Consider the following 24,877-nt stretch of genomic DNA (forward strand, 5'->3'; position numbering starts at 1 on the left):
TGCTATAGACGGATCACATAATCCTTGATGGTCTCTTCGACCACTTCCCATGTTCCGGTGAAACCCGGGCGGATGATATAGCTGTCGCCTGTCGTCAGCGTGATCGGTGTGCCGCCGTCGGGCGTGATGATGGATTTGCCCGCCGTCAGGCTGAAATATTCCCATTCGTCATATCGGACCCGCCATTTGCCCGGCGTTGATTGCCAGATCCCGGCATAAAGCCCGTCCGCATCCTCGATATTCCATGTCGTAAAGACCGGATCACCTGAAATCAGCTTTTCCGCGCTGGGGCGGCTGATCTCGGGGGTGACGCCATCTGCGGTCACCTGCGCGATGGTGGCTGGCATGTTACGGCCCTTTCATGGCAAAACTGGCGCAGACTGGCTGGGTTTGGCGCGCTGTGTCAAGAACCCGCAAGGCGCGGGATGATCCGGCAAAGGTATGAACCGCATGGGTAACATCATTTCAGACGGGCTGTTTTTGCCCATCCTGATCCTTGCGCTGCTCGGCTTTGGCGTGCCACGCTTGATCGCGCGGTTGTTGCCCGAAGGCGTGTTTGCCCTGCTGGCCAATGCTGCCCTGTCCGCGCTGGTAATGTGCATCCTGAGCGCGGCTTTCTTTTTCGGCCTTTATGTCTGGCAGGGCGTGCCCGCGCGGGACTTGCTGGCCAATGGGTTGAGGCAGAATCTGGTCACCTTTGGCGGTTTGGGCGTGATCGCTGCGATCATCTGGGCACCGATCATGGTGCTGTCGGTTGCCGGTCTGCCGCGCAAATGGGTCGACAAGACATGGTAGCGGGCCTGACCCGTCTTGGCATTGGCCAAAGCGACATTATTTATCATCCCGGTGATGCTAAACGGGACAGTAGGACATGGCCTTTATCAAGCTGGTGATTTTCGGTTTCATCGCATTGACGGTGATCTATTGGTCCGTTGCGATCTATGCTCGGTCGGTCCGCAAGGAACGGTTGGAAAAGTCGTTTGATGGCGCCCATCCAGGCAATACTGACCGCGCCGCGCGCGATGCATTTGTCACTGCGGGTATGACAGCCTATAATGCGTCCATCCGCCCAAAACTGGTCGGGCTGGTCTATGTGGTGCCGACAATCGTGATCGGGTCCATCATCTATATGATCAACATGAACTGAGGATAGCCATGGCTCGCGTCAAATTCGTCTTTCGACTGCTGGTGCTGGCAGGCGTGGCAATGTTTCTGCATTATGTTCTGCCACAGCATGATGTGGTCAAAGTCACCTCGACCGAGGTGATCCGCACCGATCTGGGATCATTCAACCGGATCTTCTTTGCCAGCGGGGACAGCGGGTCCGCGACACCCGACACCCGCGATTTGCGGCTGATTAATACCCAAAAGCAAAATACCTTTCTGTTTGGCTTTATCCAGCGCGACACATCGCGTGTGATGGTTTACCGCAACGAAGATACAGGCTGGATCTGGCCGCCATATTTCAAGTTCAATTCCGCCGACCTGCAGGCCGAAGCCGCCAATCTGACCCGCGGCGAGGATTGGGTCGTGGTTACGCATTATGGCTGGCGCAACCGCTGGCTCAGCATCTATCCCAATGCCGTGGGCTTGCGCGTCGTCGATAGCCCCGATGTGACGATCATCCCATGGTTCAACATCGTCTTTTTCGTGTTTTTGCTGATCGCGGTCGTGTTCTTGCGCGCCATGTGGCGGCAGTTATGGGAACGCGCGGTCGATCCGGTGATTGATGCCGCGACGCATCACATCGACGCGGCACAGGCCGATCTGGCCGAACGTCGTGGCCGGTGGTTCGGGCGCAAATAGCTATTCGCCGTAGGGAATCCAGATATTCTTGACCTCGGTCGCTGCCGCCAACCAGTGGCGCGCGGTGGGCGTGACGGCCGTACCATTGTTGACCCATGTGCGCTTGAGATTGCTGGCGCTGCCCTTTTCGATCGTGGCCGAAATATCCGCGCCTGAAAACGACCAGACGGCATCAATGTCGTGATGTTTGGCTGCATGGCCCGCCAGATCGGAATGATCGCCGGTCAGGATGTTGACGACACCAGCCGGCAGGTCGGAGGTTTCCAATATCTGGTAAATCTCTGCCACGATCAGCGGAAAGGGTGCGGAGGCGACCAAGGTCACGCGGTTGCCCATGCTGATCGCTGCGGCCATCGGTGTGACCAGCCCCAGCAGCGGGGTCGCATCCCCGCAGAATACCGCGATATTGCCCACTGCTTCATGCATCGCCAATGCCACGCCCCGGATCGGCACGCCGTGGACCTTGCCGTCGTATTTGTCGGCCCAGGCCGCAAAGGTAAACAGCGCGCGGATGGTCTGTTCCACCTCGGCTGTGCCGGATTTGCCGGTCAGGTCCTTGATGCGCTTGGCCAGTTCATCGCCCCGCGCAGACAGGTTTTCCGCGATGTAATAGAGGATCTGCGCACGCAGATGGCCGGTGGATTTCGACCAGCCCTTGGCGGCATTCATCGCCTCGACCGCGTTGCGCAGGTCCTTGCGGTTCGCCTCGGACACATGGCCCAGCAATTTGCCGCGCGGGTTGAACACCGCGCGCGAATAGCCGCCATCAGGCCGCGTCTGTTTGCCCCCGATATAAAGCTTCGCTGTCCGGTCCAGCGGGTCGGCGGGGCTGCTGTCACTGCTGGCGAAGGCCGTGATGCGCTTGATTGGCTTGGCGCTGGCTTTGGGCCGCGTATAGCCTGCCAGCCCTTCCCAGCCGCCTTCGCGCCCGAACCCGCTCTCGCGCAGACCGCCGAAACCGGCGGCGGCGTCCATCATATTGGTCCCGTTGATCCACACGATCCCCGCCACCAGTTTCGGCGCAATATCGAGTGCGAGGTTGATATTCTCTGACCAGACCGAGGCGGCAAGGCCGTAACGCGTGTTATTGGCAATCTCGACCGCTTCGGCAGGCGTGCGAAAGGTCGTCGCCACTAACACGGGGCCAAAGATTTCCTCCTGCATCAGATGCGATGCGGGCGATAATCCGGTGATGAGGGTGGGGGGATAAAAACACCCCTCCGGCGCCGTGATCTGATAGGTTTCACCTTCCGCATTGGCGCTCACCATCGCCGTGATCTGCGCCAGTTGCACCGGATTGACGATCGCGCCGATGTCGATGCATTTGTCCAAAGGATCACCGATGCGCAGCCCGTCCATCCGCGCTTTCAACTTGGCATAGAACCGATCCGCGATCCCTTCCTGCACCAAAAGGCGCGATCCGGCGCAGCAGACTTGGCCCTGATTGAACCAGATCGCATCGACCAAGCCTTCGACGGCGCTATCCATATCGGCATCATCGAACACGATGTATGGCGACTTGCCCCCCAGTTCGAGCGACAGCGCCTTGCCCGTTCCCGCCGTGGCTTCGCGGATCTTGCGGCCTACGTCGGTCGATCCGGTAAAGGCGATCTTGTCGACATCCGCCGCGACGAGCGCCGCCCCCGTTTCACCATCCCCCATGACGATATTGACGACACCCGCAGGCACACCCGCCTGCAGACAGATATCGGCAAAGACCATCGCGGTCAGCGGCGTGTATTCGGCGGGTTTCAGCACCACGGTATTGCCCATCGCCAGCGCCGGCGCGATTTTCCACGCGAGCATCAACAGCGGAAAATTCCACGGGATGATTTGCCCGCAAACGCCCAGTGCCGCGCGGTCGGGTAATTCGTCCTGCATCAACTGGGCGAACCCCGCATGGTGATAGAAATGCCGGATCGCCAGTGGCACGTCGATATCACGCGCCTCGCGGATCGGCTTGCCGTTATCGAGCGTTTCCATCACCGCCAGCAGACGGGCATGCTTTTGCATCAGCCGGGCGATCGCATACAGCACGCGAGCGCGCTTGTGCCCTGACTTGGCCCAAGCGGGCTGCGCCTTGCGCGCGGCAGCGACGGCGGCGGCGATATCGGCAGAGGTGCCTTTGGTGACACCAGCCAGCTTTTCGCCCGTTGCAGGGTTGGTGGTGGCGAAATCATCGCGCGCGGGCGTCCATTTGCCGCCAATGAAATGGCCGACAAGGTTGTCATGTTGCGCCAACCAAGCCAGCGCCTCTGCCTTGCTCTCGAGGGCGGGACCATAGTCCATCGTGGTAAAGATTTCCTTGATCTTCATGGCGCAACCCCTGTCCTCGCTTTGTTCAAAATACTCAATCCCGCCCTAACTGATGGCATGCCGCCATTGGGCGGAATAGGCTCCCGTGACGTGATGGTCGAGTTGCCTTTCGATATCGCCCAAAAGGCTGGACGCGCCAAAGCGGAACAGATCGGGTTGCAGCCAGCGGTCACCCAATTCGTCCTTGATCATCGACAGATAGACCAGCGCATCCTTGGCCTTGCTGATGCCACCAGCGGGTTTGTAGCCGACCATCACGCCGGTGCGGTCGTGGTAATCGCGGATCGCGCGGATCATCGTCAGTGTGACGGGCAGGGTGGCGTTGACAGGTTCCTTGCCGGTCGAGGTCTTGATGAAATCCGCCCCTGCCATCATGCAAACCAAACTGGCCCGCGCGACATTGCGCAGGGTGCCAAGCTCGCCCGTGGCAAGGATCGCCTTGACATGCGCATCCCCGCAGGCGGCGCGCATTTCGCGCATTTCATCATAAAGCGCCTGCCAGTCGCCGGTCAGCACATGGCGGCGGCTGATGACGATGTCGATTTCCTGCGCGCCAGCGGCGACGCTTTCGCCGATCTCGGCAATGCGCAGATGAAAGGGTGACAGGCCCGCCGGAAAGCCGGTGCTGACAGCGGCAACGGGAATGCCCGAGCCTGCCAGCGCATCAACAGCCGTGGCGACCATGTCGTGATAGACACAGACCGCCCCCGTAGTCAGACCCTGCATGCCAAGCGCGTCCAGAATATCCGCGCGTACCGGCTGGCGCGCCTTAGCACACAGGCGGCGCACGCGGCCTGCGCTGTCATCGCCTGACAGGGTGGTCAAGTCCATCAGACTGATCGCCTTGCACAGCCATGCCGCCTGATAATCCTTTTTCACGCTGCGCCGCCCCGGCAGGCTTGCTGCGCGCCGTTCGATGGCGGATGTATTGGCCTGCACGGCCATGACCCAATCAAGGTCAAGGGACGTGCCTTCGTTGCGGGCAAGGTGCAGTTGCGGCAGATGCGCCACCGCGGGCGGGGTCGTGGATGTTTGCAAGTTGGCCTCCTGCATTGCCCGGGAAACGTGGCACTTTGCCGATGACTTGGCAAGTTTTGACCAATTGGTCAAACATTATGATGGTTGGACGACCTGACGTTGCAGTTTCTGGCGGTATTGCAGCGGCGTGTCGCCAAAGGCGGCGCGGAACAGCTTGTGGAAATGCGACATGTTCGGGATGCCGCAATCGGCGGCGATCTGGCCCACGGAATCGGCATCGGTGGTCAGCGCGCGGGCGGCATGGTCCATGCGGATGCGGTTGATGTAATCGGACGGGGTCATGCCGAAATGCTTGCGCATGCTGCGGCTCACATGCGGATGCGCCTTGCCGGTCAGTGCCACCAGCCCCGTCGCGCCATCGCGAAACACGGTTGGCTGACGGGCGGCCCGACAGGCGCTGATCAGCCAGTCGGGCGCATCGGCGGGATAGATGTCTGTGGTCAGTTCGGCACAAAGCGGCAGCAAAAACGCCTCGGCAGCGATCGTGTCACAACGGCTGCGTTCCAATTGTACGGCCGCATGGTTCAGCACGGCCAGTTCGCGCATGTCGCGGTGATGCTGCGCGATGCCCTTGCCGGACCAGAACAGATGGCCCGCCAGCGACGGATGCCGGTCCACCAGCGCCTTGACCAGTGCCGGATGCAGGCAAAGCGAAACGACCAGCGCATGTTCGCCACGCCCTTGCAGCGCATGGGTCTGGCCGGGGCTGAGGAAAACGACGCTGCCTTCGGCCAGCGTTTGCGTGCCGTCAGGCAGGTGGTGGCGGACCTTGCCGTTCTGCACCCAGAACAATTCATAAAAATCATGTCCATGCAGCGCGCGCGGGCGCTCGGCCGTCAAGGTCGCCCTTGTCAGGTGGACCTGCGCATTGGCGCGCAGAATATCGGCATGGCGCAGGACAGCGTTCATGGCAACAAACTAGCATAGGTTTTTCTGCGGCGCAGCATGAATTCTTGGCTGGATCTGCGCGTGACAAGGCCATCTGCGCGGTTTATGTCGCTGCCCAGACAGCAAGGGGGCCTGCGCCATGAGTTTCGACCGTTCCATCAAGATCGCGCCGTCGATCCTGTCGGCTGATTTCGCCAATTTCGGCGCGGAATGCCGCGCAATCGAGGCACAGGGCGCCGATTGGGTCCATGTCGATGTGATGGACGGGCATTTCGTGCCCAATATTACCTTTGGCCCTGCGACCTGTGCTGCGATCCGGCCCCATATCAAGGGCGTGATGGATGTGCATCTGATGATCGCCCCTGTCGATCCTTATATCGAGGCTTTCGCCAAGGCCGGTGCCGATATCATCACCGCCCATGTCGAGGCGGGACCCCATATCCACCGCACGATGCAGGCGATCCGCGGCGCGGGGGCCAAGGCCGGTGTGGCCTTGAACCCCGCAACGCCCGCCGCCGCCGTGGAATATCTGCTCGACATGGTTGATCTGGTCTGCGTGATGACGGTGAACCCCGGTTTCGGCGGGCAAAAGTTCATCCATAGCCAGGTCGAGAAGGTCCGCCAGCTGCGCGCGATGATAGGTGATCGCCCCATCCATATCGAGATCGATGGCGGTGTTGATCCTGTGACCGCGCCATTGGTCGCTGCTGCCGGAGCGGATGTGCTGGTCGCAGGGTCGGCGGTGTTCCGCGGCGGGTCGGTCAGCGATCCAGCGCCCTATGGTGCCAATATCCGCGCCATTCGTGACGCAGCAAAGGCGTAGGGGGCTGCCGCCCCCGCCCTGCGGGCTCCCCCGCGGATTTACGTCAAATCGCGCTTAGCGCGAATTGACGGACTCGAACGATGATCAGTCTGTTGCGGCGCGGTACCACGCGGCGAGCGTGGCGCGGTCTTCGTCTGGCAATTGGGTGATATTGGCAGGCGGCATTGCGTGGCTGATCCCCGATTGCAGATAGATCGCGCGGGCGTGGTGCGCGATATCGGCTTCGGTTTCCAGAAACACGCCCTTTGGCGCCCAGTGCATGTTGCCCCAGACCGGTTCGCGCGCATGGCACATTGAACAGCGCCCGATCACGATATCATGCGCCTCCTCGAATCCTGCGGCACTGGCGAAACGCTGCTCGTAAGGCGTCAATGCGCGTGCCTCGGCGTCTTCATAGGTGTTGTGGCCGGGGAAGGTGGACAGCCATGCGATCACGATGAAAAGGATGACCGTGACCGCCCATGTCCATGTCGGCTTGCCTTTGCGCGCATGCATGGAATTGAAATAATGCCGGATGGTGACGCCCATCAGGAACACCAGTGCCGCGATGATCCAGGCGTATTGCGTCCCGAACGCCAGCGGATAATGGTTCGATAGCATCAAAAAGATCACCGGCAGCGTCAGGTAATTGTTATGCGTGGACCGGAGTTTCGCAATCTTGCCATATTTCGGGTCTGGTTTGCGCCCCGCCTTGAGATCGGCGACGACGATCCGCTGGTTGGGCATGATGATGACGAACACATTGGCCGTCATGATCGTCGCGGTGAAGGCCCCCAGATGCAGCAGGGCCGCACGCCCTGTGAAAACCTGATTATACCCCCAGGACATCACCACCAGCAGCGCGAAAAGGAGCAGCATCAGTACCGTGGGCTTTTCGCCCAAGGGGGATTTGCACAACAAGTCATAGATCACCCAGCCCACGCCCAACGACGCGGCAGAGATCACGATGCCTTGCCAGATCTCCAGATCCGCCTTGGCAGTGTCGATCAGATAGAGTTCCGCGCCGACCCAATAGACCACAGCGAGCAGGGCCGCCCCCGACAGCCAGGTCGCATAGCTTTCCCATTTGAACCAGGTCAGGTGGTCGGGCATCGCCTCGGGGGCCACGAGGTATTTCTGGATATGGTAGAATCCGCCCCCATGGACCTGCCATTCCTCGCCATCAGCTGGCCCTTGGATGTTCCGGTTCAGGCCCAGATCAAGGGCGATGAAATAGAACGACGATCCGATCCAGGCGATAGCCGTGATCACATGCAGCCAGCGCACGGCAAAGGCCAGCCATTCCCACAAGATCGCCACATCATACATCGGTCGGTTCCTTTTTACGTCAGCACCCGATCTTGTCGCCTTGGGCGCGGCTGCGCCAGCGGAAAATTGCGGCGGAGGATTTGTGGCGATCCGGGCTTGCAAAACGGCCCAAAGCTCCGGCACAAAGTCCGTGCATAATCCGCAGGAGAGATCAGGTGCAACGCTATCCCCGCGACATGACCGGTCATGGTGCCGAACCGCCGGCCGCGCACTGGCCCGGCGGTGCGCGGATCGCCGTGCAGATCGTGCTGAACTACGAGGAAGGCGGCGAGAACAACATCCTGCACGGCGATGCCGCGTCAGAGGCGTTTTTGTCCGAGATCGTGGGTGCCGCCGCCTGGCCCGGCCAGCGGCATTGGAACATGGAAAGCATCTATGAATACGGTGCGCGCGCAGGGTTCTGGCGGTTGCACAGGATGCTGGCCGACCTGCCGGTCACGGTTTACGGTGTTGCCACCGCCCTGGCCCGCGCGCCCGAACAGGTCGCGGCGATGCAGGATGCCGGTTGGGAAATCGCAAGCCACGGGCTGAAATGGATCGAGTACAAGGACGCCCCCGAAGATGTCGAACGCGCCGATATGATCGCCGCGATCAGCCTGCATAAAGAGGTGACAGGCACCCCGCCGCGCGGCTGGTACACGGGGCGCTGTTCGGTCAATACTGTGCGCCTTGCCGCCGAGACCGGCCAGTTTGCCTATGTCGCCGACAGCTATGCCGATGATCTGCCCTATTGGGTGGAAATCGGGCGGCATGACCAGCTGATCGTTCCCTATACGCTCGATGCCAACGACATGCGTTTTGCGACGCCGCAGGGGTTTAACGCGGGCGCGCAGTTTCTTGATTACCTCAAGGCCAGTTTCGATACGCTTTACCGCGAAGGCGGGCGGATGATGTCGATCGGCCTGCACTGTCGCCTGATCGGCCGGCCCGGGCGGGCCGAGGCGTTGCGCCAGTTCATCGACTATGCGCAGGCACATGACGGTGTGTGGTTCGCAACCCGCGCACAGATCGCGGACCATTGGACAGCGCAGCACCCGCACCAGCGGTTTGCCCGTCCATCGCAGATGGGTCGTGATGCCTTTGTCGCGGCCTATGGTGGCGTGTTCGAACATTCGCCATGGATCGCTGCAGGCGCACATGGGCTGGAACTGGGGCCTGCGCATGACACGGCGATTGGCCTGCACAATGCGCTGTGCCGCGTGTTCCGGTCGGCAGGGGATGATGCACGGCTCGCTGTGCTGAACGCGCATCCCGATCTTGCGGGCAAACTGGCTGCCGCGAAACGGCTGACCCCCGACAGCACGGCGGAACAGGCAAGCGCGGGGCTTGATGCGCTCACCGATGCCGAACGCGCGGCGTTTCAGGCGCAGAACGCGGCCTATCTGGACCGGTTCGGCTTTCCCTTTATCATCGCGGTGCGCGACCATGACAAACCATCGATCATGGCAGCCTTTGGCGCGCGTCTGCAGAATGACCGGGCGACTGAACTGGCGGAGGCGTGCCGTCAAGTCGAACGGATCGCGCTGCACCGGCTGCGTGGGATGTTGCCGCGATGAAAGATATCCGCGCGCGTCCCCTGACCGCTGCCGCCTTCGCTCCCTTCGGCGATGTGCTGAATTGCGACGGTGCGCCTGACCGTATCATCAACGCAGGGCTTTGCGGGCGGTTTCACGACCGCGCGCAGGTGGATGTGGGCGATGGGCGCGCTGGCATCAGCCTGTTTCGGTCGGAGTTGCGCAGCTTGCCCTATCAGCTCGACCTGATCGAACGGCACCCGCTTGGTTCACAGGCCTTTATCCCTATGAGCATGGACGGCTTTTTGGTGGTGGTGGCAGCCGAGGACTTCGTGCCGCAGGCCTTCGTCACCGCCCCCGGCGAAGGGATCAACTTCCACCGTGGTACATGGCATGGGGTGCTGACGCCGCTGTCAGGGCCGGGGCTGTTCGCCGTGATCGACCGGATCGGCCATGGGGCCAATCTGGAAGAACACCATTTCGAAACATCCTACAGGATTACCGCCTAGAATTCGACGGTTGTTGCAACGCCTTTGGCCACCGCGAGATCCACGACGGCAGAGGCCACGGCCAGATCCTGCAAACCAACGCCAGTGCCATCAAAAACCGTGATTTCGTCGGGGCTGGTCCGGCCTGGATGGGTGCCATTGACGACTGCGCCCATCTCGTGAATTGCGTCCTGCGTGATCAGGCCCGCTGCAATCGCATGCTGCGCCTCGCCGATGGTCACGGCCTGCGCGACCTCGTCGGTAAAGACCGTCGCGCGGGCAAGCACGGCAGCTTCCAGCTCCTGCTTGCCCTTCGTGTCTGTTCCCATACAGGCGATATGCGTGCCGGGACGGACATGAATATCCAGCAGCGATGGCGCAAAGGCCGAGGTGATCGAGATGATGACATCCGCTTCTGCCCCCAGCTGCGCCAAACTGACCGCCTCAAACGGGATACCAAGCTCGGCCGCGACCGCAGCCAGACGCTGGAGCATTTCGGGGTGGTAGTTCCAGCCGATGATCTTGTCAAAACTGCGCTGCTCCACCGCGGCGCGCAGCTGGAAAACAGATTGATGGCCCGCGCCGATCATGCCCAGCACGCTGGCATCCTTGCGGGCCAGATGGTTGATCGACACCGCCGATGCGGCCGCAGTACGCAGCGCGGTCAAAAGATTGCCACCCACGATGGCGCGGCATTTGCCGGTATCGGCATCGAACAAAAACACGGTGGACTGGTGGTTGGTCAGCCCATTAGCTTCGTTCCCGGGCCAGTAGCCACCCGATTTCAACCCAAGCGCCAGCCCGTCGCGATCAAACCCCGATTTGAACCCATAAAGCGCATCCGCATGACCGATCGCTTCCCGTATCACCGGAAAGTTATAGGCGCGGCCACTGGACATGGACGCAAACACCTGCTCCACCGCGTTATAGGCATCTGCACGGGTCATCAGACCTGCGATCTCTTTTTCGGGAACGATGATCATCCTGCACCTCATGCGCCGGGGCATTGTTGCGGCCCCGACTTCTTTTTTCCAAAAATACTCCCCGCCGGGAGGCGGCCTACGTCAGTAGGCCTTGCCCCGCGCGGATACCGGCCAGACCACTTCGACCTTGCCACCGCGCACACCGACATACCAGTCGTGCACGTTGCAGGTTGGGTCGCAATGGCCGGGGACCAGTTTCAGCTTGTCATTGACCTTCAGCACACCGCCCGGGTCGGCGACAACGCCGTGTTCGTCCGAACATTTGACATAAGTCACATCATCGCGGCCATAGATCAGCGGCAGGCCGCTGTCGACGGATTGCACCTTCAGACCCGCATCAACGATGGCCTTGTCCGCCTTGGCGTGGCTCATCACCGAGGTCAGGATGAACAGTGCATTTTCCCATTCGCCCTTGTCGATCCGCTTGCCATCCTTGTCCAGGATGCGGCCATAATCGGCATCCATGAACGCATAAGACCCGCATTGCAATTCGTTGAACACGCCTGACGCGCTTTCGAAATAATAAGACCCGGTGCCGCCGCCGCCGACGATATCGGACTCGATGCCTTCGGCTTTCAGCAGATCCAGCGTTTCGCGGACCTGTTCGATCGCTATTTGCGTCTTGGTCTGTCGCTCAGCATAGCTGTCCAGATGCTGCATCGCGCCCTGATAGGCTTGGATGCCCGCATATTTCAGGCCGGGTGCAGCGTTGATCGCCTTTGCCAGAACAACGACAGCCGCACCATATTGTACACCGCAACGGCCGGCGCCAACGTCGATTTCCACCAGACATTCGATTTGCGTGCCGTGCTTCTGGGCCGCTGCCGACAGATCGGCGATATTGGCAATGTCATCCACACAGCAGATCGCGCGCGCGCCCAGCTTCGGAATTCGCGCGAGACGGTCGATCTTGGCGGGATGGCGGACCTGATTGCTGACCAGCACATCCTTGATACCACCACGGGCGAACACCTCGGCCTCTGACACTTTCTGACAGCACACGCCGACCGATCCGCCCAGTTTTTCTTGCAACAAAGCGACATCGACAGATTTGTGCATCTTGCCGTGGACACGGTGGCGCATGCCATGGGATTTGGCAAAGTCGCCCATTTTCTTGATGTTGCGTTCCAACGCGTCCAGGTCCAGAACCAGACAAGGGGTCTGGATATCGGCCTCGTCCATGCCGGGCAGGGCGGGGATGTCATAGCCGACATCAAGGTTGTTCAGGCTGCTCATATCATTCATGTGGTGCTCCCTTCGCCTTGCATCCAAGGCAGTTTATCCAGATCGACATTGCCGCCAGTTATGATGACACCAATGCGCTTGCCTTTGAAAAAATCGCGATTCTTGATGATCGTAGCCAGAGGCACAGCACAGCTGGGTTCGATCACGATCTTCATGCGCTCCCAAGTCAGTTTCATCGCGGCGATGATTTCCGCCTCTGTCGCGGTGAAAATATCCGTCACATGGTTGCTGACGAAATGCCATGTCAGGTCTTTCAGCGGCACTTTCAGACCATCCGCAACCGTCACCGGCGCATCGTCAGCGATGATATGCCCCGCCTTGAAGCTGCGATAGGCATCATCGGCCTGTTGGGGTTCAGACGCGATGATCTGCACCTCAGGCGCGATATGCGACAGGGTCAGGCAGGTGCCGGAAATCATGCCGCCGCCACCGATGGGGGCGACCATCATGTCCAGCCCGTCGGTCTGTTCCATGAATTCGCGGCTGCATGTGGCTTGGCCCGCGATCACGCGGGGGTCGTTGTAGGGATGCACGAAATCGCCACCCGTGCGGGCCTGCACCTGCGCGAACACCTCTTCGCGCGATGTGGTTGATGGCTCGCATTCGGTGATGATCCCGCCATAGCCGCGTACGGCGGCCTTTTTCGCATCAGGTGCTGTGCGGGGCATGACGACATTGCAGGGGATGCCCCTGCGACCTGCGGCATAGGACAGCGACAGCGCGTGGTTGCCCGATGAATGGGTGCAGACGCCTCGCGCCGCATCGGCATCTGACAGGCCGAATACGGCATTGGACGCCCCGCGCACCTTGAAAGCACCGGCCTTTTGAAAGTTTTCGCATTTGAAAAACAATTGCGCGCCGATCAAATCGTCCAGATAGCTGGATGTCAGGACCGGTGTGCGGTGGATGTGCGGTGCGATGCGCGCATGTGCGGCGATCACGTCGTCATAGGTCGGGATGTACATATCAAAGTCTTTCATCACGCTGCGTCCTGCAATGCTTGTCCTGTCGTGCGGCGGTAATGGTCTTGCGCCGCCGCCACGCCGGAGCCGAGTTTGATATCCAGTCCCAGATCGACCATGCACATTTCCGCCGTGGCGATGCCGGATAGCGCCATCACATCGGTCATGCTGCCCAGATGGCCGATGCGGAACACCTTGCCTGCAACTTCGCCCAATCCCGTCCCAAAGGCCACACCATAAGCGCTGGCGGCATGGTTGACGATTTCGGTGGCGTTGAAGCCTGCGGGCGTTTTGATCGCGCTGACGGTGTCGGAATAAAGATCTGGCGTCGCGGCGCATAATTCCAGCCCCCACGCGTGGACGGCTGCACGGATACCGCTGGCGATGCGCGTATGGCGGGCAAAGACATTGTCCAACCCTTCGCGCAGCAGCATGTCAGAGGCCAGCAGAAGGCCGTTCATCAAGCCCACGGGTGGTGTGTAGGGAAAGGCGCTGTTGTCATAGCCTTTCGCCATATCGTTCACGTCAAAGAACGTGCGCGGCAGCCCGGCGGTTTTCGTCGCTGCCCGTGCCTTGGCACTGAACCCAAGGATCGCGAGACCCGCAGGCAGCATGAACCCCTTTTGCGATCCGGTCACGGCGATATCGACGCCCCATGCGTCGAACTCAAAGTTCATCGACCCGATGGAACTGACCCCATCGACGAACAACAGCGCGGGGTGATCCGCGGCATCGAGCGCGGCCCGCACGGCGGCAATATCGGATTTCACGCCGGTGGCGGTTTCATTATGTGTGGCGAGCACGGCCTTGATCTTGTGACCTTTGTCGGCAGCCAGCGCTTCGGCATAGCGGTCGGCAGGCAGGCCGTGACCCCATGGGGTTTCCACGATCTGCACATCCAGACCATGCCGCTGGCACATGTCGATCCAGCGGTGGCTGAACATTCCGTTGCGCGCAGCAAGAACGGTATCCCCCGCCGACAGGGTGTTGGTTATTGCTGTCTCCCATCCGCCGGTGCCGGTGGATGGAAAGATGAACACGTCTGCATTCGCGGATTTCAGCACCTTTTGCACATTCGCGCGGGCAGGGTGCAGGATCTGGCCGAACAAGGGCGACCGGTGATCGATCGTCGGCATGTCGCACGCCTTGCGGATCGATTCTGGCATGTTGGTCGGGCCGGGGATGAAAACCGGATTCTGAAAGCTCATCGCCTATCCTCCATTAGGGTTGAAAGCTTAATCGCAGAGCCTGCCCTACGGCTCAATTTTTTTGAAAAACAGGGTTCAGGCATAGGGTTTCGTAGAAAAACAAGCATTGCCAGATGGTTACGTTTTTCATATGGTGAAAATATATTTCAGAAAGTTTCGCACTTGCAGCATGACATCCGAAAAACCCGTGGTCGGCCCAAGGCATGGGACGACAAGGCCGTGCAGAATACGGTCAAATCGCTCGACCGTGCACTCGAGGTATTGATCGCGCTCGGCGAGATGCAGGGCGGCACCCTGTCGGAAATCGCCACTAACCTGCACCAGTCCCCCGCGACGGTCTATCGCGTGCTGACCACGTTCCAAGGGCGCGGGTTCGTCGATTTTGACCGGCAGGCGCAGGTCTGGTCCATCGGGGCGGCGGCCTTTCTGACCGGATCACAATTTCTGCGTCGCACGTCTTTGGTTGAACGCGCGCGCCCGATCATGCGTGACTTGATGGAGGCCACTGGCGAAACCGCCAATCTTGGCATCGAACGCGACGGCAATGTATTGTTTCTGGGGCAGGTCGAAACGCACGCGACCATCAGGGCGTTCTTTCCCCCTGGCACAGTGTCGGCGATGCATGCGTCCGGCATTGGCAAAGCGTTGCTTGCACATATGGATGATGCGCGCCAGCGGCGGGTTCTGGCGGCAGGCAAGCTGGAACAATTCACGCCGCATACGCTGACCAACCCCGAAGCGATGATCGCCGATCTGCATGCGGCGCGCGCGCGTGGCTATGCCTTTGATGGCGAGGAACGCAATCTGGGCATGCGCTGCATCGCCGCGACCGTGCATGATGTGTCGGGCGACGCGGTGGCTGGTCTGTCCGTGTCAGGCCCCACCAGCCGCATCACCGATGACAAGATCGCCCCACTGGCACAGGCCGTGACAGAGGCTGCGGCCCGCCTGACTGCGGCCATCGGCGGCGCGCCGCGCTAGGCAGCAAACCAGTGCCTTGTGCGGTTGGCGAACCAGACAAGGGTCAGCATCACCGGCACTTCGACCAGCACACCGACGACGGTGACAAGCGCGGCGATGGAGTTCAACCCGAACAGCCCGATGGCAACCGCCACGGCGAGTTCAAAGAAATTCGACGTCCCGATCAAGGCGCAGGGGGCAGCCACATCATGTGGCACGCGCCACGCCTTGGCTGCCCAATAGGCCAGACCGAACATGCCGTAAGACTGGATCAGCAAAGGCACCGCGATCAGCGCGATGACAAATGGCTGAGACAGGATCACCCCGCCTTGAAAGCCAAACAGCAGCACGACCGTCGCCAAAAGGCCGATGATCGAAAAGGGTTTCACCTTGGCGGTAAAGCCTGCGACGACACCGCCCGTATCACTGCGCCCGCGCGTCAGCCAGACCCGCGTCAGGATACCCGCTGCCAGTGGGATCACGACATATAGAACGACCGACAGCACCAGCGTTTCCCAAGGCACGGTGATATCCGTCACCCCCAGCAGCAGCGCCACGATGGGCGCATAGGCAAAGACCATGATCGCGTCGTTCAGCGACACTTGGGCCAGCGTGTAATTCGGATCACCCTTGGTCAATTGTGACCAGACGAACACCATTGCCGTGCAAGGCGCCGCCCCCAACAGAATCAACCCCGCGATAAATTGGCCCGATGTACCGGGGTCGATGAAGGGCGCAAAAAGATAGTCGAAAAAGACTATTCCGAGCAGCGCCATGGTGAATGGCTTGATCAGCCAGTTCACCACCAGCGTAATGATCATACCCTTGGGCCGTTCATGTACCCGCGCCAGTGATGCGAAATCGACCGCCACCATCATAGGATAGACCATCGCCCAGATGAGAATCGCGACCACGAAATTGACCGATCCATATTCAAGCGATGCCAGAAAGCTGACGAAGTTTGGGGCGACTTGTCCCAGCGCGATCCCCATGGTGATGGCAAGCGCCACCCAGACCGACAGGAACCGTTCAAAGACTGGCATCGGATCACCCCTTTTGCTCGCACAAAGCGCAGCGATAGATGGCCCGCCATGCTGCGTCAACCAAGCCGCAAGCAGCGAGACGCCCATCCATCTGGTGGTCTGTTTCTGCATTGCAGCATAAAAATTGTGCAGTCGCCGCATTTTTCGTCTGATTAAGCGGCAGAACCTTTCTGCACCGCCCAATCCAGCAGGCCCCGATTGCAAGCCTGCCGCTGACCTCGAATGTTGAGGTCACGAAATATTAACAAAGCATGCCCGGCGCGCCGATCCTCCCAGACCTGACGCCGGGCATGCGCAACATCTCTGCTGCTGTCCGAGGATATGGATTGAACGACACATTTTTCAAACCGGTTTGTCCTGTGGTCTGCGGCGCAACCTCAGGAGGCTATTTTTCATGATGAAAAAGACTTTACTTGCGGCAGCTGCCGTAGCTGCGCTGTCCACTGCGGCCAATGCACAGGCCGCATGCCCGATCAAGGTGGGTGTGCTGCACTCGCTGTCTGGCAGCATGGCGATTTCCGAAACCACCCTGCGCGACGTGATGCAGATGCTGGTTGCTGAACAGAACGCCAAGGGCGGTCTGCTGGGCTGCGAATTGGAAGCGGTGGTCGTTGACCCTGCCTCTGACTGGCCCTTGTTCGCCGAACTGACCCGCCAGTTGTTGACCGTGGACGAGGTCGACGTGATCTTCGGCGCTTGGACATCGGTCAGCCGCAAGGCATTGCTGCCGGTGCTGGAAGAACTGAACGGCCTGTTCTTCTATCCGGTGCAATATGAAGGGCAGGAAAGCTCGCGCAACGTGTTCTATACGGGTGCGGCGCCGAACCAGCAGGCGATCCCCGCCGTCGATTATTTCATCGACGAGTTGGGCGTGGAAAGCTTTGCCTTGTTGGGTACCGATTACGTCTATCCGCGTACGACGAATGCGATCCTTGAATCCTACCTGCTGTCCAAGGGCATCGCGCCTGAAGATATCTTCGTCAACTACACCCCCTTCGGTCATGCCGATTGGTCGACTATCGTGTCGGACGTCGTGGCATTGGGTGCAGGCGGCAAGCAGGTCGGCGTGATTTCTACGATCAATGGTGACGCGAATGTGGGCTTTTACACCGAACTGGCCGCCCAAGGCGTCAGTGCCGATGACATCCCCGTCGTCGCGTTTTCGGTGGGCGAAGAGGAATTGTCGGGTCTCGATACATCCCGTCTGGTCGGCCATCTGGCGGCGTGGAACTACTTCATGTCCGCCGATACCCCAGAAAACGAATCCTTCATCACCGCTTGGCATGACTTCATCGGCAGCACCGACCGCGTGACCAATGACCCGATGGAAGCGCATTACATTGGCTTTAACATGTGGGTGAACGCGGTCGAAGCGGCCGGCACAACCGACGTGGACGCCGTGCGCGAAGCGATGTGGGGGCAGGAGTTTCCCAACCTGACCGGCGGCATGGCGGTGATGAACGCCAACCACCACCTGTCGAAACCTGTGCTGATCGGTGAAATCCGTGCCGATGGGCAATTCGACATCATCAGCCAGACACCCGAAGTCGCGGGCGAGGCATGGTCGCCCTTCCTGACCGAAAGCGCGACCTGGACCAGCAATTGGCAGACATTGGAATGCGGTATGTACGACACCGCGACCAGCACCTGCGTGCAGCTGACCTCGAACTACTAAGGCAGAGGGGGGCGCGTGACTTGCGCGCGCGCCCCTACCTTTTGCCCGTTTTTGAAAGATCGTTGGATGCTGCGATACCTCCGCGCCTTTGCCCTGTTGTGGCCCTTGCTTGTTGGCCCCGCCATGGCGCAAGAGCCTTCGGCCACATTGTTGCAGGACGTGCTGCAAAGCGTACAGGCCGATGTCGCAAGCCCGTCGCGGTCGACTGTGCCTGTCGTGCTTCGGGCGTTGTTGACGGCGGATGCCCCCGGCACGGTTGACTTCTTGCGCGCATGGTCCGACCGCGAAGTGTATGAACGGCCCGGAGACGGATTGTTCTTTTACGCCGCCCCAGCAGCGGGCGAGCTGACCCTGATCGACATCGACAGCGGCGCAGAGATTGCGACCGTCGGGACCCGCGATGTGAACCAGATCCGCCCCAATGCCGGCGTGCGCCGTGAAATAGGCGCGGCGCTGGTCGCGTTCGAGCTGACCCATCCCGATCCTGACCGCCGGATCGCGGCCCTTGATGCCGCCGCCCGCAGCCCTGACCCTGAACAGATCGCCGCCATTCGGGCCGCCCGCGCGACCGAGGCTGACCCCGCCATCGCCGTCCGCATGGACCGGCTGATTGCGCTGCTGGTCGCGCGGTTTGACCCCGACAGCACCACCCGCATCGCCGCGATCGAGGCTTTGCGCGGGGATGTCAGCACGCCTGCGCGCTCTGTTCTGAATCAGCTGCTGCAAACCCGCGCCGATTTCGCCCCGACCCTGCCCGCGGATGTAAACGTGGCGGTGGTCAAGACGCCGGGCGATCAGATCACGCTGGCCGCCGCCTATGACGTGCTGGTCAGCGCTGGTCTTGCCCCTGCCGCACCGGGGCGCAATGCGATCCGCGACGTGCTGCGCGCCAATGTGACAGCTGGCGCGGTGGGCGGTGTGCCTGTCCACCAGTTGAACACTGACGCAAACCGGATCATCGCCTATCAGGCGCTGCAGGATGCAGGCACTGTGTCGCCCTTGGTGACAGAGGCGGACATGGCCGAGGCCGTCGCGCAATACGTGTTCTTCGACGTCTATCTTGAACCTGATTCCGCCGTGACCGATGCTGCGCGCGCGGCACAAGACAGCACCACGACCAAGGTCGCGCTGTTCCAGTTTCTGAGCCTGAGCTTTGACGCGCTGTCGCTAGCGTCGATATTTTTCCTTGCCGCCATCGGGCTTGCGATCACCTTTGGCGTGATGCGGGTCATCAACATGGCACATGGCGAATTCATCATGATGGGGGCTTATACCGGCTATGTCGTGCAAACGGTCATCCCCGATTACACCGCGTCATTGGCCGTGGCGTTGCCGCTGGCTTTTGCGGTGACATTCCTTGCCGGTGTGGTGATGGAACGGCTGGTGATCCGGCATCTGTACACGCGGCCTTTGGAAACCTTGCTGGCGACGTTCGGGATTTCGATAGCCTTGCAGCAATTAGCCAAGAATATCTTTGGCACGCAGGCCCGCCCTGTCACGGCACCTGACTGGCTGGCGGGCGCGATTCAGATCAATGATCTGGTGTCGGTCGCTGCGGTGCGGGTTGGTATCTTCATTATGGCGGCGCTGTTTTTGCTGTTGCTCCTCTACATCCTCAACCGCACGCGGCTGGGGCTGGAGGTGCGCGCCGTCACGCAGAACCCCGGCATGGCCGCCAGCATGGGCATCAACCCCGACCGGATCAACATGCTGACCTTTGGTCTTGGGTCGGGCATCGCCGGTGTGGCGGGTGTCGCCATCGGGCTGGTGGCCCAAGTCACATCCGAAATGGGGGCAAATTACATCGTGCAAAGCTTTATGACCGTCGTTGTCGGCGGTGTCGGGTCAGTATTCGGCACGCTGGCGGGGGCCGCGCTGATCGGGTCGCTGCAAAAGGGGATCGAATGGTTCAACCCGGCCAATACGCTGGCTGCGCAAACCTATATGGTGCTTTTCATCATCCTGTTCATCCAGTTTCGCCCCAAAGGGATCGTTGCCCTCAAGGGTCGCGCGGCAGGGGATTAATGCCATGACAACGCCAAACCGCAGCTTTCTGCGCGATAATCCGTCGGTTCTGTGGTTCATCGGGCTGCTCGGTCTGTTCACCGTGATCGTGACAATCCTGTCGGAAGGCATGGGCGCGGGCGTGATGTCCACCAACATGGTCAAGATCCTCGGCATGACCCTGTGCCTGTGCCTGATCGCCATCGCGATGGATGTTGTCTGGGGCTATTGCGGCATCCTGAGCCTTGGGCATTTCGCGTTTTTCGGGCTGGGCGGTTACGCCATCGGCATGTGGCTGATGTATGCGCGCACCGAAATCGTGATCCGTGACAATCTGGCCCAAGGGGCGATCCCCGCGACCGAAACCGAAGTGGCCGAAGCCGTCGCCTCCCAGATTTTCGGCGTTGTCGGCAGTTCTGACCTGCCGCTGATCTGGACCTTTGCCGGATCATTGCCCGCGCAGCTGGCGCTGGTCGTGCTGGTGCCGGGGCTGCTGGCGCTGGTGTTTGGCTGGCTGGCATTCCGCAGCCGGGTCACGGGGGTCTATCTCTCGATCCTGACGCAAGCGATGACATTGGCATTGTCCCTATATCTGTTCCAGAATGACACTGGCCTGCGCGGCAACAACGGGCTGTCGGGGTTGCAGAACATCCCCGGCGCGCTGGACGTGCCGCAGGCGGTAATTTCTGTCTGGTTTTTCTGGGCATCGGCGCTGGCGTTGGGGCTTGGCTATGTGTTGTTCGCTTGGGTGGTGTCGGGCAAGTTTGGCTCTGTTATCCGTGCGATCCGCGATAACGAGGCGCGGGTGCGGTTCCTTGGCTATAATGTCGAAGCCTATAAATTGTTCGTCTTCACCATCACCGCTGGCGTCGCAGGGATCGCAGGCGCGCTTTATTATCCGCAGGCGGGGATCATCAACCCCGCCCAGATCGCGCCCATTGCGTCGATCTATCTGGCGGTCTGGGTCGCCATCGGGGGCAGGGGGCGGCTTTATGGCGCTGTGATCGGGGCTGCCTTCGTGTCGCTGCTGTCAAGCTGGCTGACCGGAGGCGGCGCGCCCAATATCGAACTCGGGCCCGTCCGCATCATATGGACCGATTGGTGGTTGGTGCTGCTGGGCCTGGGGTTTGTCGCCGTCACGCTGTTTTTCCCCAAAGGCATCGGCGGGCTGTTTGACTATCTGGTAAGGAGGCAACCATGACCCTGCTGGAAGTCTCGGGCGTTTCGGTCACCTTCGACGGGTTCCGTGCGATCAACAACCTGTCGATTGCGATTGGCGAGCCGGAATTGCGCGCCGTGATCGGGCCGAATGGCGCGGGCAAGACCACCTTCATGGATATCGTTACCGGCAAGACGCGCCCTGACACGGGCCGCGTGCTGTGGGGCGAGCTGTCCACCGATCTGGTCAAACTGTCCGAAAGCCAGATCGCCAAAGCGGGGATCGGGCGCAAGTTCCAAAAACCCACCGTGTTCGAAGACCAGACCGTCCGCGCCAACCTGTCAATGGCTTTGAAAAACAAACGCGGCCCGTTCGCTGTCTTGTCATGGAAGGCGACAGTCGCCGACAAAGCCCGGATCGTTGAACTGGCCGAGGAGGTGGGGCTGGCCGACCGTCTTGACCACCGCGCAGGTGATCTGAGCCATGGGCAGAAACAATGGCTCGAAATCGGGATGCTGCTGGCACAAGACCCGCGTTTGTTGCTGGTCGATGAACCCGCCGCTGGTATGACGCCGGCGGAACGCGAACACACCACTGACCTTTTGAAACGTGCGGCACAGACGCGGGCGGTGGTGGTGATCGAACATGACATGGAATTCATCCGCCGTCTGGATTGCCGCGTGACCGTGCTGCACGAAGGGTCGGTGCTGGCCGAAGGATCATTGGACCATGTGACCAAGAACCAGCAGGTCATTGATGTCTATCTGGGGCGCTGAGCAATGCTGAAAGTCGAAAACCTGACGCTGCATTATGGTGCGTCGCAGATTCTCTGGGGTGTGTCGTTAGAGGCGCAGGCGGGTGCGGTCACCGCCGTGATGGGCACCAACGGCGTGGGCAAGACCAGTCTTTTGCGCGCCATCGCGGGGCGGCACCCCTATTCGGGCGGCACGATCACGCTGGACGGGCAGCTGCTGGATCATCCCCGCGCAGCAGAGGCCGCACAGGCAGGCATCGCCTATGTCCCGCAGGGGCGCGAGGTGTTTGCGCTGCTGACGGTGACGGAAAACCTGCAAACCGGTTTCGCCTGCCTGCCGCGCAGCGCCCACAAGATCCCTGACCGGATCTATGACCTGTTCCCCGTCCTGCACCAGATGCGCGACAGGCGGGGGGGCGATTTGTCGGGGGGCCAGCAGCAGCAACTGGCCATCGCGCGCGCGTTGATCGCGCGGCCAAAGGTGTTGTTGCTGGACGAACCGACCGAAGGCATCCAGCCCAATATCATCAAGCAGATCGGCAAGGTGATAGAACTGCTCCGCGACGAGGGCGAGATCGCCATCGTTCTGGTCGAGCAGTATTTCGACTTTGCCTACAGCCTTGCCGACCAGTTCTGCGTGCTGAACCGGGGCGAGGTGGTGCTGTCGCAACCCGCCAGCGCCGTGACGCGGGATGCGATTCTGCAACGGGTGTCGATCTAGCGGGCGCTACCGCGCGAAGACCAGCATCTCCTGCTTTTGCTCGAAATGGCAGGCGACCATATGGCCGTTGTCGGCATCGGTCATTGGTGGGCGGATCTCGGCGCAGATGGTTTGTGCCTTGGGGCAGCGCGTGCGGAACACACAGCCCGAAGGCGGGCGCAGGGGTGATGGCAATTCGCCTTCCAGCACGGGCCGTTTGCGCGCGCGTTCCAGCACCGGATCGGGGATCGGCACGGACGCGATCAGTGCCTGACTATAAGGATGGCGTGGTCCGGTGGTCAGCGGTTTGCTGTCCGCCAGTTCCATCGTGCGGCCCAGATACATGACCATCACCTTGTCGGACACATGTTTCACCACGCTCAGGTCATGGGCGATAAAGATCATCGACAGCCCCATGTCGCGCTGCAATTCGCGCAAAAGGTTGACCACCTGCGCCTGCACCGACACATCGAGCGCCGACACAGGTTCATCGCAGATCAGCAACTTGGGTTTCAGGATCAGCGCCCGCGCGATCCCGATACGCTGGCACTGGCCGCCGGAAAATTCGTGCGGATAGCGGTTCACCAGATTGGGCAGCAGGCCCACGCGTTCCATCAGCGCCTGCACGCGGCGGCGAACCTCGGCGCGGGGGACTTTGGGTTCATGCGTGATCAGCGGTTCGGCGATGATATCGCCCACCGTCATGCGCGGGTTCAGGGCGGCCAGCGGGTCCTGAAAGATCATCTGCACATCCTTGCGATGCACGCGGCGCGCCGATGGGGACATGGACGCCAGATCATGCGCTTCGAACATGATGCGCCCATGGCTGGATGGCACAGTGCCGACGATGGCGCGCGCGAGTGTCGATTTGCCCGATCCGCTTTCGCCGACAACGCCAAGGCATTGACCGGGGGCAAGATCAAAGCTGATGCCGTTCACGGCATGCAGTTTCTGCGGCTTGGTCCAGGGCCATGCGCCTTGCGGGTGGATATCGAAGGTGACGCTCAGGTCTTGAACGGAAAGGATCGGTTCCATCACGCGACCTCTTCGATTGGCAGATGGCAGGCGCTGCGACGGGTGCCGTCGAAGCTTTCCAAGGCGGGTTTCACGGTCGGGCAATGCGGCATCACCGCCGCACAGCGCGGCGAGAATGGACAACCCGCTGGCAGGCGCGACATGTCGGGCGGTTCGCCCGCGATGGACAGTAATTCGTCATCGTCGCGGTCAAGGCGCGGCACGGCGCGCAGCAGACCTGCGGTATAAGGATGCGACGGACGCGCAAAGACATCATCTGTCGGCCCTTCTTCCATGATCTGCCCGCCATACAGCACCAATGTCCGGTCACAAGCATCGGCGACGATCCCCAGATCATGGGTGATCAGGATCATCGCTGTGCCGAAATCGCGCCGGATATCCGCCAGCACCCGCATGATCTGCGCCTGCACCGTCACATCAAGGGCGGTGGTCGGTTCATCCGCGATCAACAGGCGCGGTTCGCACAAAAGCGCCATTGCGATCATGATCCGCTGGCGCATCCCGCCGGAAAATTCATGCGGATAGCTGCTGATCCGCGCTTTTGCATCGGGGATACCGACCGCATCCAGCATATGCACCGATTGGGCGATGGCAGCGCGTTTGCTGATCCCTTTGTGCAGGGTCAGCACCTCGGCCATCTGGTCGGAAATGCGGATATAGGGGTTCAGCGATGTCATCGGGTCCTGAAAGATCATCGCGACATCATTGGCGCGGATCTTGTTCAGCGCCTTTTGCGGCATCGCCAGCAGGTCTTGGCCGTCGAACAAAGCCTGCCCTGTCGCTTGGCCGTTGCGGGCAAGCAGGCCCATGATGGCAAAGGCTGTCTGGCTTTTGCCCGACCCGCTTTCGCCGACGATGGCCAGCGTTTCGCCTTTGTCGATGCTGAAATTCACCCCGTTCACCGCGTTCACGGGGCCATCGGCGGTCTGGAAGGTGACGGTCAGGTCTTTTGTTTGCAGCAAGGTCAT

24 protein-coding genes are annotated in these 24,877 nt (G+C 60.7%); 12 read left to right on the forward strand and 12 right to left on the reverse strand.

Annotation, left to right across the window (positions count from 1 at the left end; all coding sequences use genetic code 11):
- Positions 1 to 2 precede the first annotated feature (2 nt).
- Positions 3 to 347: a cupin domain-containing protein gene (locus tag ACPF9B_RS00640; RefSeq protein WP_424178517.1), complete on the reverse strand. Its 345-nt coding sequence runs from the start codon at positions 345 to 347 to the stop codon at positions 3 to 5.
- Between the two features lie 103 nt (positions 348 to 450).
- On the opposite strand from ACPF9B_RS00640, the gene ACPF9B_RS00645 reads away from it, so the two are divergent.
- From ACPF9B_RS00645 to ACPF9B_RS00655, 3 genes are all read left to right on the forward strand, one after another.
- Positions 451 to 795 (forward strand): hypothetical protein, encoded by a 345-nt coding sequence (locus tag ACPF9B_RS00645; protein ID WP_424178519.1) that lies wholly within the window; start codon positions 451 to 453, stop codon positions 793 to 795.
- Positions 796 to 871: 76 nt separating this feature from the next.
- Positions 872 to 1,147 carry a hypothetical protein gene (locus ACPF9B_RS00650; protein ID WP_007205939.1) on the forward strand — a complete coding sequence of 92 codons (276 nt, stop codon included), beginning with the start codon at positions 872 to 874 and terminating at the stop codon, positions 1,145 to 1,147.
- Positions 1,148 to 1,155: 8 nt separating this feature from the next.
- Complete coding sequence (locus tag ACPF9B_RS00655) at positions 1,156 to 1,806, forward strand: DUF1523 family protein (protein WP_007205938.1); 651 nt, start codon at positions 1,156 to 1,158, stop codon at positions 1,804 to 1,806.
- On the opposite strand, the gene ACPF9B_RS00660 is transcribed toward ACPF9B_RS00655, so the two are convergent.
- Genes ACPF9B_RS00660 through ACPF9B_RS00670 form a run of 3 tightly spaced genes read right to left on the reverse strand, consistent with a single transcriptional unit; the run spans position 1,807 to position 6,069 of the window.
- Positions 1,807 to 4,122 (reverse strand): aldehyde dehydrogenase family protein, encoded by a 2,316-nt coding sequence (locus ACPF9B_RS00660; protein ID WP_424178521.1) that lies wholly within the window; start codon positions 4,120 to 4,122, stop codon positions 1,807 to 1,809.
- 45 nt (positions 4,123 to 4,167) lie between these two features.
- Positions 4,168 to 5,175, reverse strand: a complete 1,008-nt coding sequence (gene deoC / locus ACPF9B_RS00665; protein ID WP_007205936.1) for a deoxyribose-phosphate aldolase — start codon at positions 5,173 to 5,175, stop codon at positions 4,168 to 4,170.
- 60 nt (positions 5,176 to 5,235) lie between these two features.
- Complete coding sequence (locus ACPF9B_RS00670; protein WP_007205935.1) at positions 5,236 to 6,069, reverse strand: helix-turn-helix transcriptional regulator; 834 nt, start codon at positions 6,067 to 6,069, stop codon at positions 5,236 to 5,238.
- Positions 6,070 to 6,187: 118 nt separating this feature from the next.
- Here ACPF9B_RS00670 and rpe point away from each other — a divergent pair, with 118 nt between their 5' ends.
- Positions 6,188 to 6,871, forward strand: coding sequence for a ribulose-phosphate 3-epimerase (gene rpe, locus ACPF9B_RS00675; RefSeq protein ID WP_424178524.1), 684 nt, complete (start codon positions 6,188 to 6,190; stop codon positions 6,869 to 6,871).
- Positions 6,872 to 6,955: 84 nt separating this feature from the next.
- On the opposite strand, the gene ACPF9B_RS00680 is transcribed toward rpe, so the two are convergent.
- Entirely contained in the window at positions 6,956 to 8,179 is a 1,224-nt protein-coding gene (locus ACPF9B_RS00680; protein ID WP_424178526.1) for a urate hydroxylase PuuD, read from the reverse strand.
- 155 nt (positions 8,180 to 8,334) lie between these two features.
- On the opposite strand from ACPF9B_RS00680, the gene puuE reads away from it, so the two are divergent.
- The gene (gene puuE / locus ACPF9B_RS00685) at positions 8,335 to 9,735 is read left to right on the forward strand and encodes an allantoinase PuuE (RefSeq protein ID WP_424178528.1); all 1,401 of its coding nucleotides are present in this window, start codon (positions 8,335 to 8,337) and stop codon (positions 9,733 to 9,735) included.
- On the forward strand, positions 9,732 to 10,202 hold the full coding sequence (locus ACPF9B_RS00690; protein WP_424178530.1) for an ureidoglycolate lyase: 471 nt from the start codon (positions 9,732 to 9,734) through the stop codon (positions 10,200 to 10,202). Before puuE ends, ACPF9B_RS00690 begins: the two co-directional genes overlap by 4 nt.
- Here the strand turns inward: ACPF9B_RS00690 and bhcD are convergent.
- From bhcD to bhcA, 4 genes are all read right to left on the reverse strand, one after another.
- Positions 10,199 to 11,164 (reverse strand): iminosuccinate reductase BhcD, encoded by a 966-nt coding sequence (gene bhcD / locus ACPF9B_RS00695; protein WP_007205930.1) that lies wholly within the window; start codon positions 11,162 to 11,164, stop codon positions 10,199 to 10,201. The genes ACPF9B_RS00690 and bhcD overlap by 4 nt on opposite strands.
- 81 nt (positions 11,165 to 11,245) lie before the next feature.
- Positions 11,246 to 12,409 (reverse strand): 3-hydroxy-D-aspartate aldolase BhcC, encoded by a 1,164-nt coding sequence (gene bhcC, locus ACPF9B_RS00700; RefSeq protein WP_007205929.1) that lies wholly within the window; start codon positions 12,407 to 12,409, stop codon positions 11,246 to 11,248.
- On the reverse strand, positions 12,406 to 13,389 hold the full coding sequence (gene bhcB, locus ACPF9B_RS00705; protein ID WP_424178533.1) for a beta-hydroxyaspartate dehydratase BhcB: 984 nt from the start codon (positions 13,387 to 13,389) through the stop codon (positions 12,406 to 12,408). The genes bhcC and bhcB overlap by 4 nt, the downstream gene beginning before the upstream one ends.
- Positions 13,389 to 14,579, reverse strand: a complete 1,191-nt coding sequence (gene bhcA / locus ACPF9B_RS00710) for an L-aspartate--glyoxylate aminotransferase BhcA (RefSeq protein ID WP_007205927.1) — start codon at positions 14,577 to 14,579, stop codon at positions 13,389 to 13,391. The genes bhcB and bhcA overlap by 1 nt, the downstream gene beginning before the upstream one ends.
- 162 nt (positions 14,580 to 14,741) lie before the next feature.
- Here bhcA and bhcR point away from each other — a divergent pair, with 162 nt between their 5' ends.
- Positions 14,742 to 15,560, forward strand: coding sequence for an HTH-type transcriptional regulator BhcR (gene bhcR / locus ACPF9B_RS00715; RefSeq protein ID WP_007205926.1), 819 nt, complete (start codon positions 14,742 to 14,744; stop codon positions 15,558 to 15,560).
- Here the strand turns inward: bhcR and arsB are convergent.
- On the reverse strand, positions 15,557 to 16,582 hold the full coding sequence (gene arsB / locus ACPF9B_RS00720; RefSeq protein ID WP_424178536.1) for an ACR3 family arsenite efflux transporter: 1,026 nt from the start codon (positions 16,580 to 16,582) through the stop codon (positions 15,557 to 15,559). The two genes, bhcR and arsB, sit on opposite strands and share 4 nt — an antisense overlap.
- A 394-nt stretch (positions 16,583 to 16,976) precedes the next feature.
- Here arsB and urtA point away from each other — a divergent pair, with 394 nt between their 5' ends.
- From urtA to urtE, 5 genes are all read left to right on the forward strand, one after another.
- Positions 16,977 to 18,257 carry an urea ABC transporter substrate-binding protein gene (urtA, locus tag ACPF9B_RS00725; protein ID WP_424178538.1) on the forward strand — a complete coding sequence of 427 codons (1,281 nt, stop codon included), beginning with the start codon at positions 16,977 to 16,979 and terminating at the stop codon, positions 18,255 to 18,257.
- Positions 18,258 to 18,323: 66 nt separating this feature from the next.
- Positions 18,324 to 20,282 (forward strand): urea ABC transporter permease subunit UrtB, encoded by a 1,959-nt coding sequence (urtB, locus tag ACPF9B_RS00730; protein WP_007205923.1) that lies wholly within the window; start codon positions 18,324 to 18,326, stop codon positions 20,280 to 20,282.
- A 4-nt stretch (positions 20,283 to 20,286) separates the two neighbouring features.
- On the forward strand, positions 20,287 to 21,462 hold the full coding sequence (gene urtC, locus ACPF9B_RS00735) for an urea ABC transporter permease subunit UrtC (RefSeq protein WP_424178541.1): 1,176 nt from the start codon (positions 20,287 to 20,289) through the stop codon (positions 21,460 to 21,462).
- Positions 21,459 to 22,196: an urea ABC transporter ATP-binding protein UrtD gene (gene urtD / locus ACPF9B_RS00740; RefSeq protein ID WP_424178543.1), complete on the forward strand. Its 738-nt coding sequence runs from the start codon at positions 21,459 to 21,461 to the stop codon at positions 22,194 to 22,196. Before urtC ends, urtD begins: the two co-directional genes overlap by 4 nt.
- A gap of 3 nt (positions 22,197 to 22,199) precedes the next feature.
- The gene (urtE, locus tag ACPF9B_RS00745) at positions 22,200 to 22,895 is read left to right on the forward strand and encodes an urea ABC transporter ATP-binding subunit UrtE (protein ID WP_007205920.1); all 696 of its coding nucleotides are present in this window, start codon (positions 22,200 to 22,202) and stop codon (positions 22,893 to 22,895) included.
- Positions 22,896 to 22,901: 6 nt separating this feature from the next.
- Here urtE and ACPF9B_RS00750 read toward each other — a convergent pair whose 3' ends face one another.
- The gene (locus tag ACPF9B_RS00750) at positions 22,902 to 23,909 is read right to left on the reverse strand and encodes an oligopeptide/dipeptide ABC transporter ATP-binding protein (protein ID WP_424178545.1); all 1,008 of its coding nucleotides are present in this window, start codon (positions 23,907 to 23,909) and stop codon (positions 22,902 to 22,904) included.
- Entirely contained in the window at positions 23,909 to 24,877 is a 969-nt protein-coding gene (locus ACPF9B_RS00755) for an oligopeptide/dipeptide ABC transporter ATP-binding protein (protein WP_424178547.1), read from the reverse strand. Before ACPF9B_RS00755 ends, ACPF9B_RS00750 begins: the two co-directional genes overlap by 1 nt.

The organism is Yoonia sp. TsM2_T14_4, assembly GCF_049602355.1.
Classification (GTDB): Bacteria; Pseudomonadota; Alphaproteobacteria; order Rhodobacterales; family Rhodobacteraceae; genus Yoonia; species Yoonia vestfoldensis_A.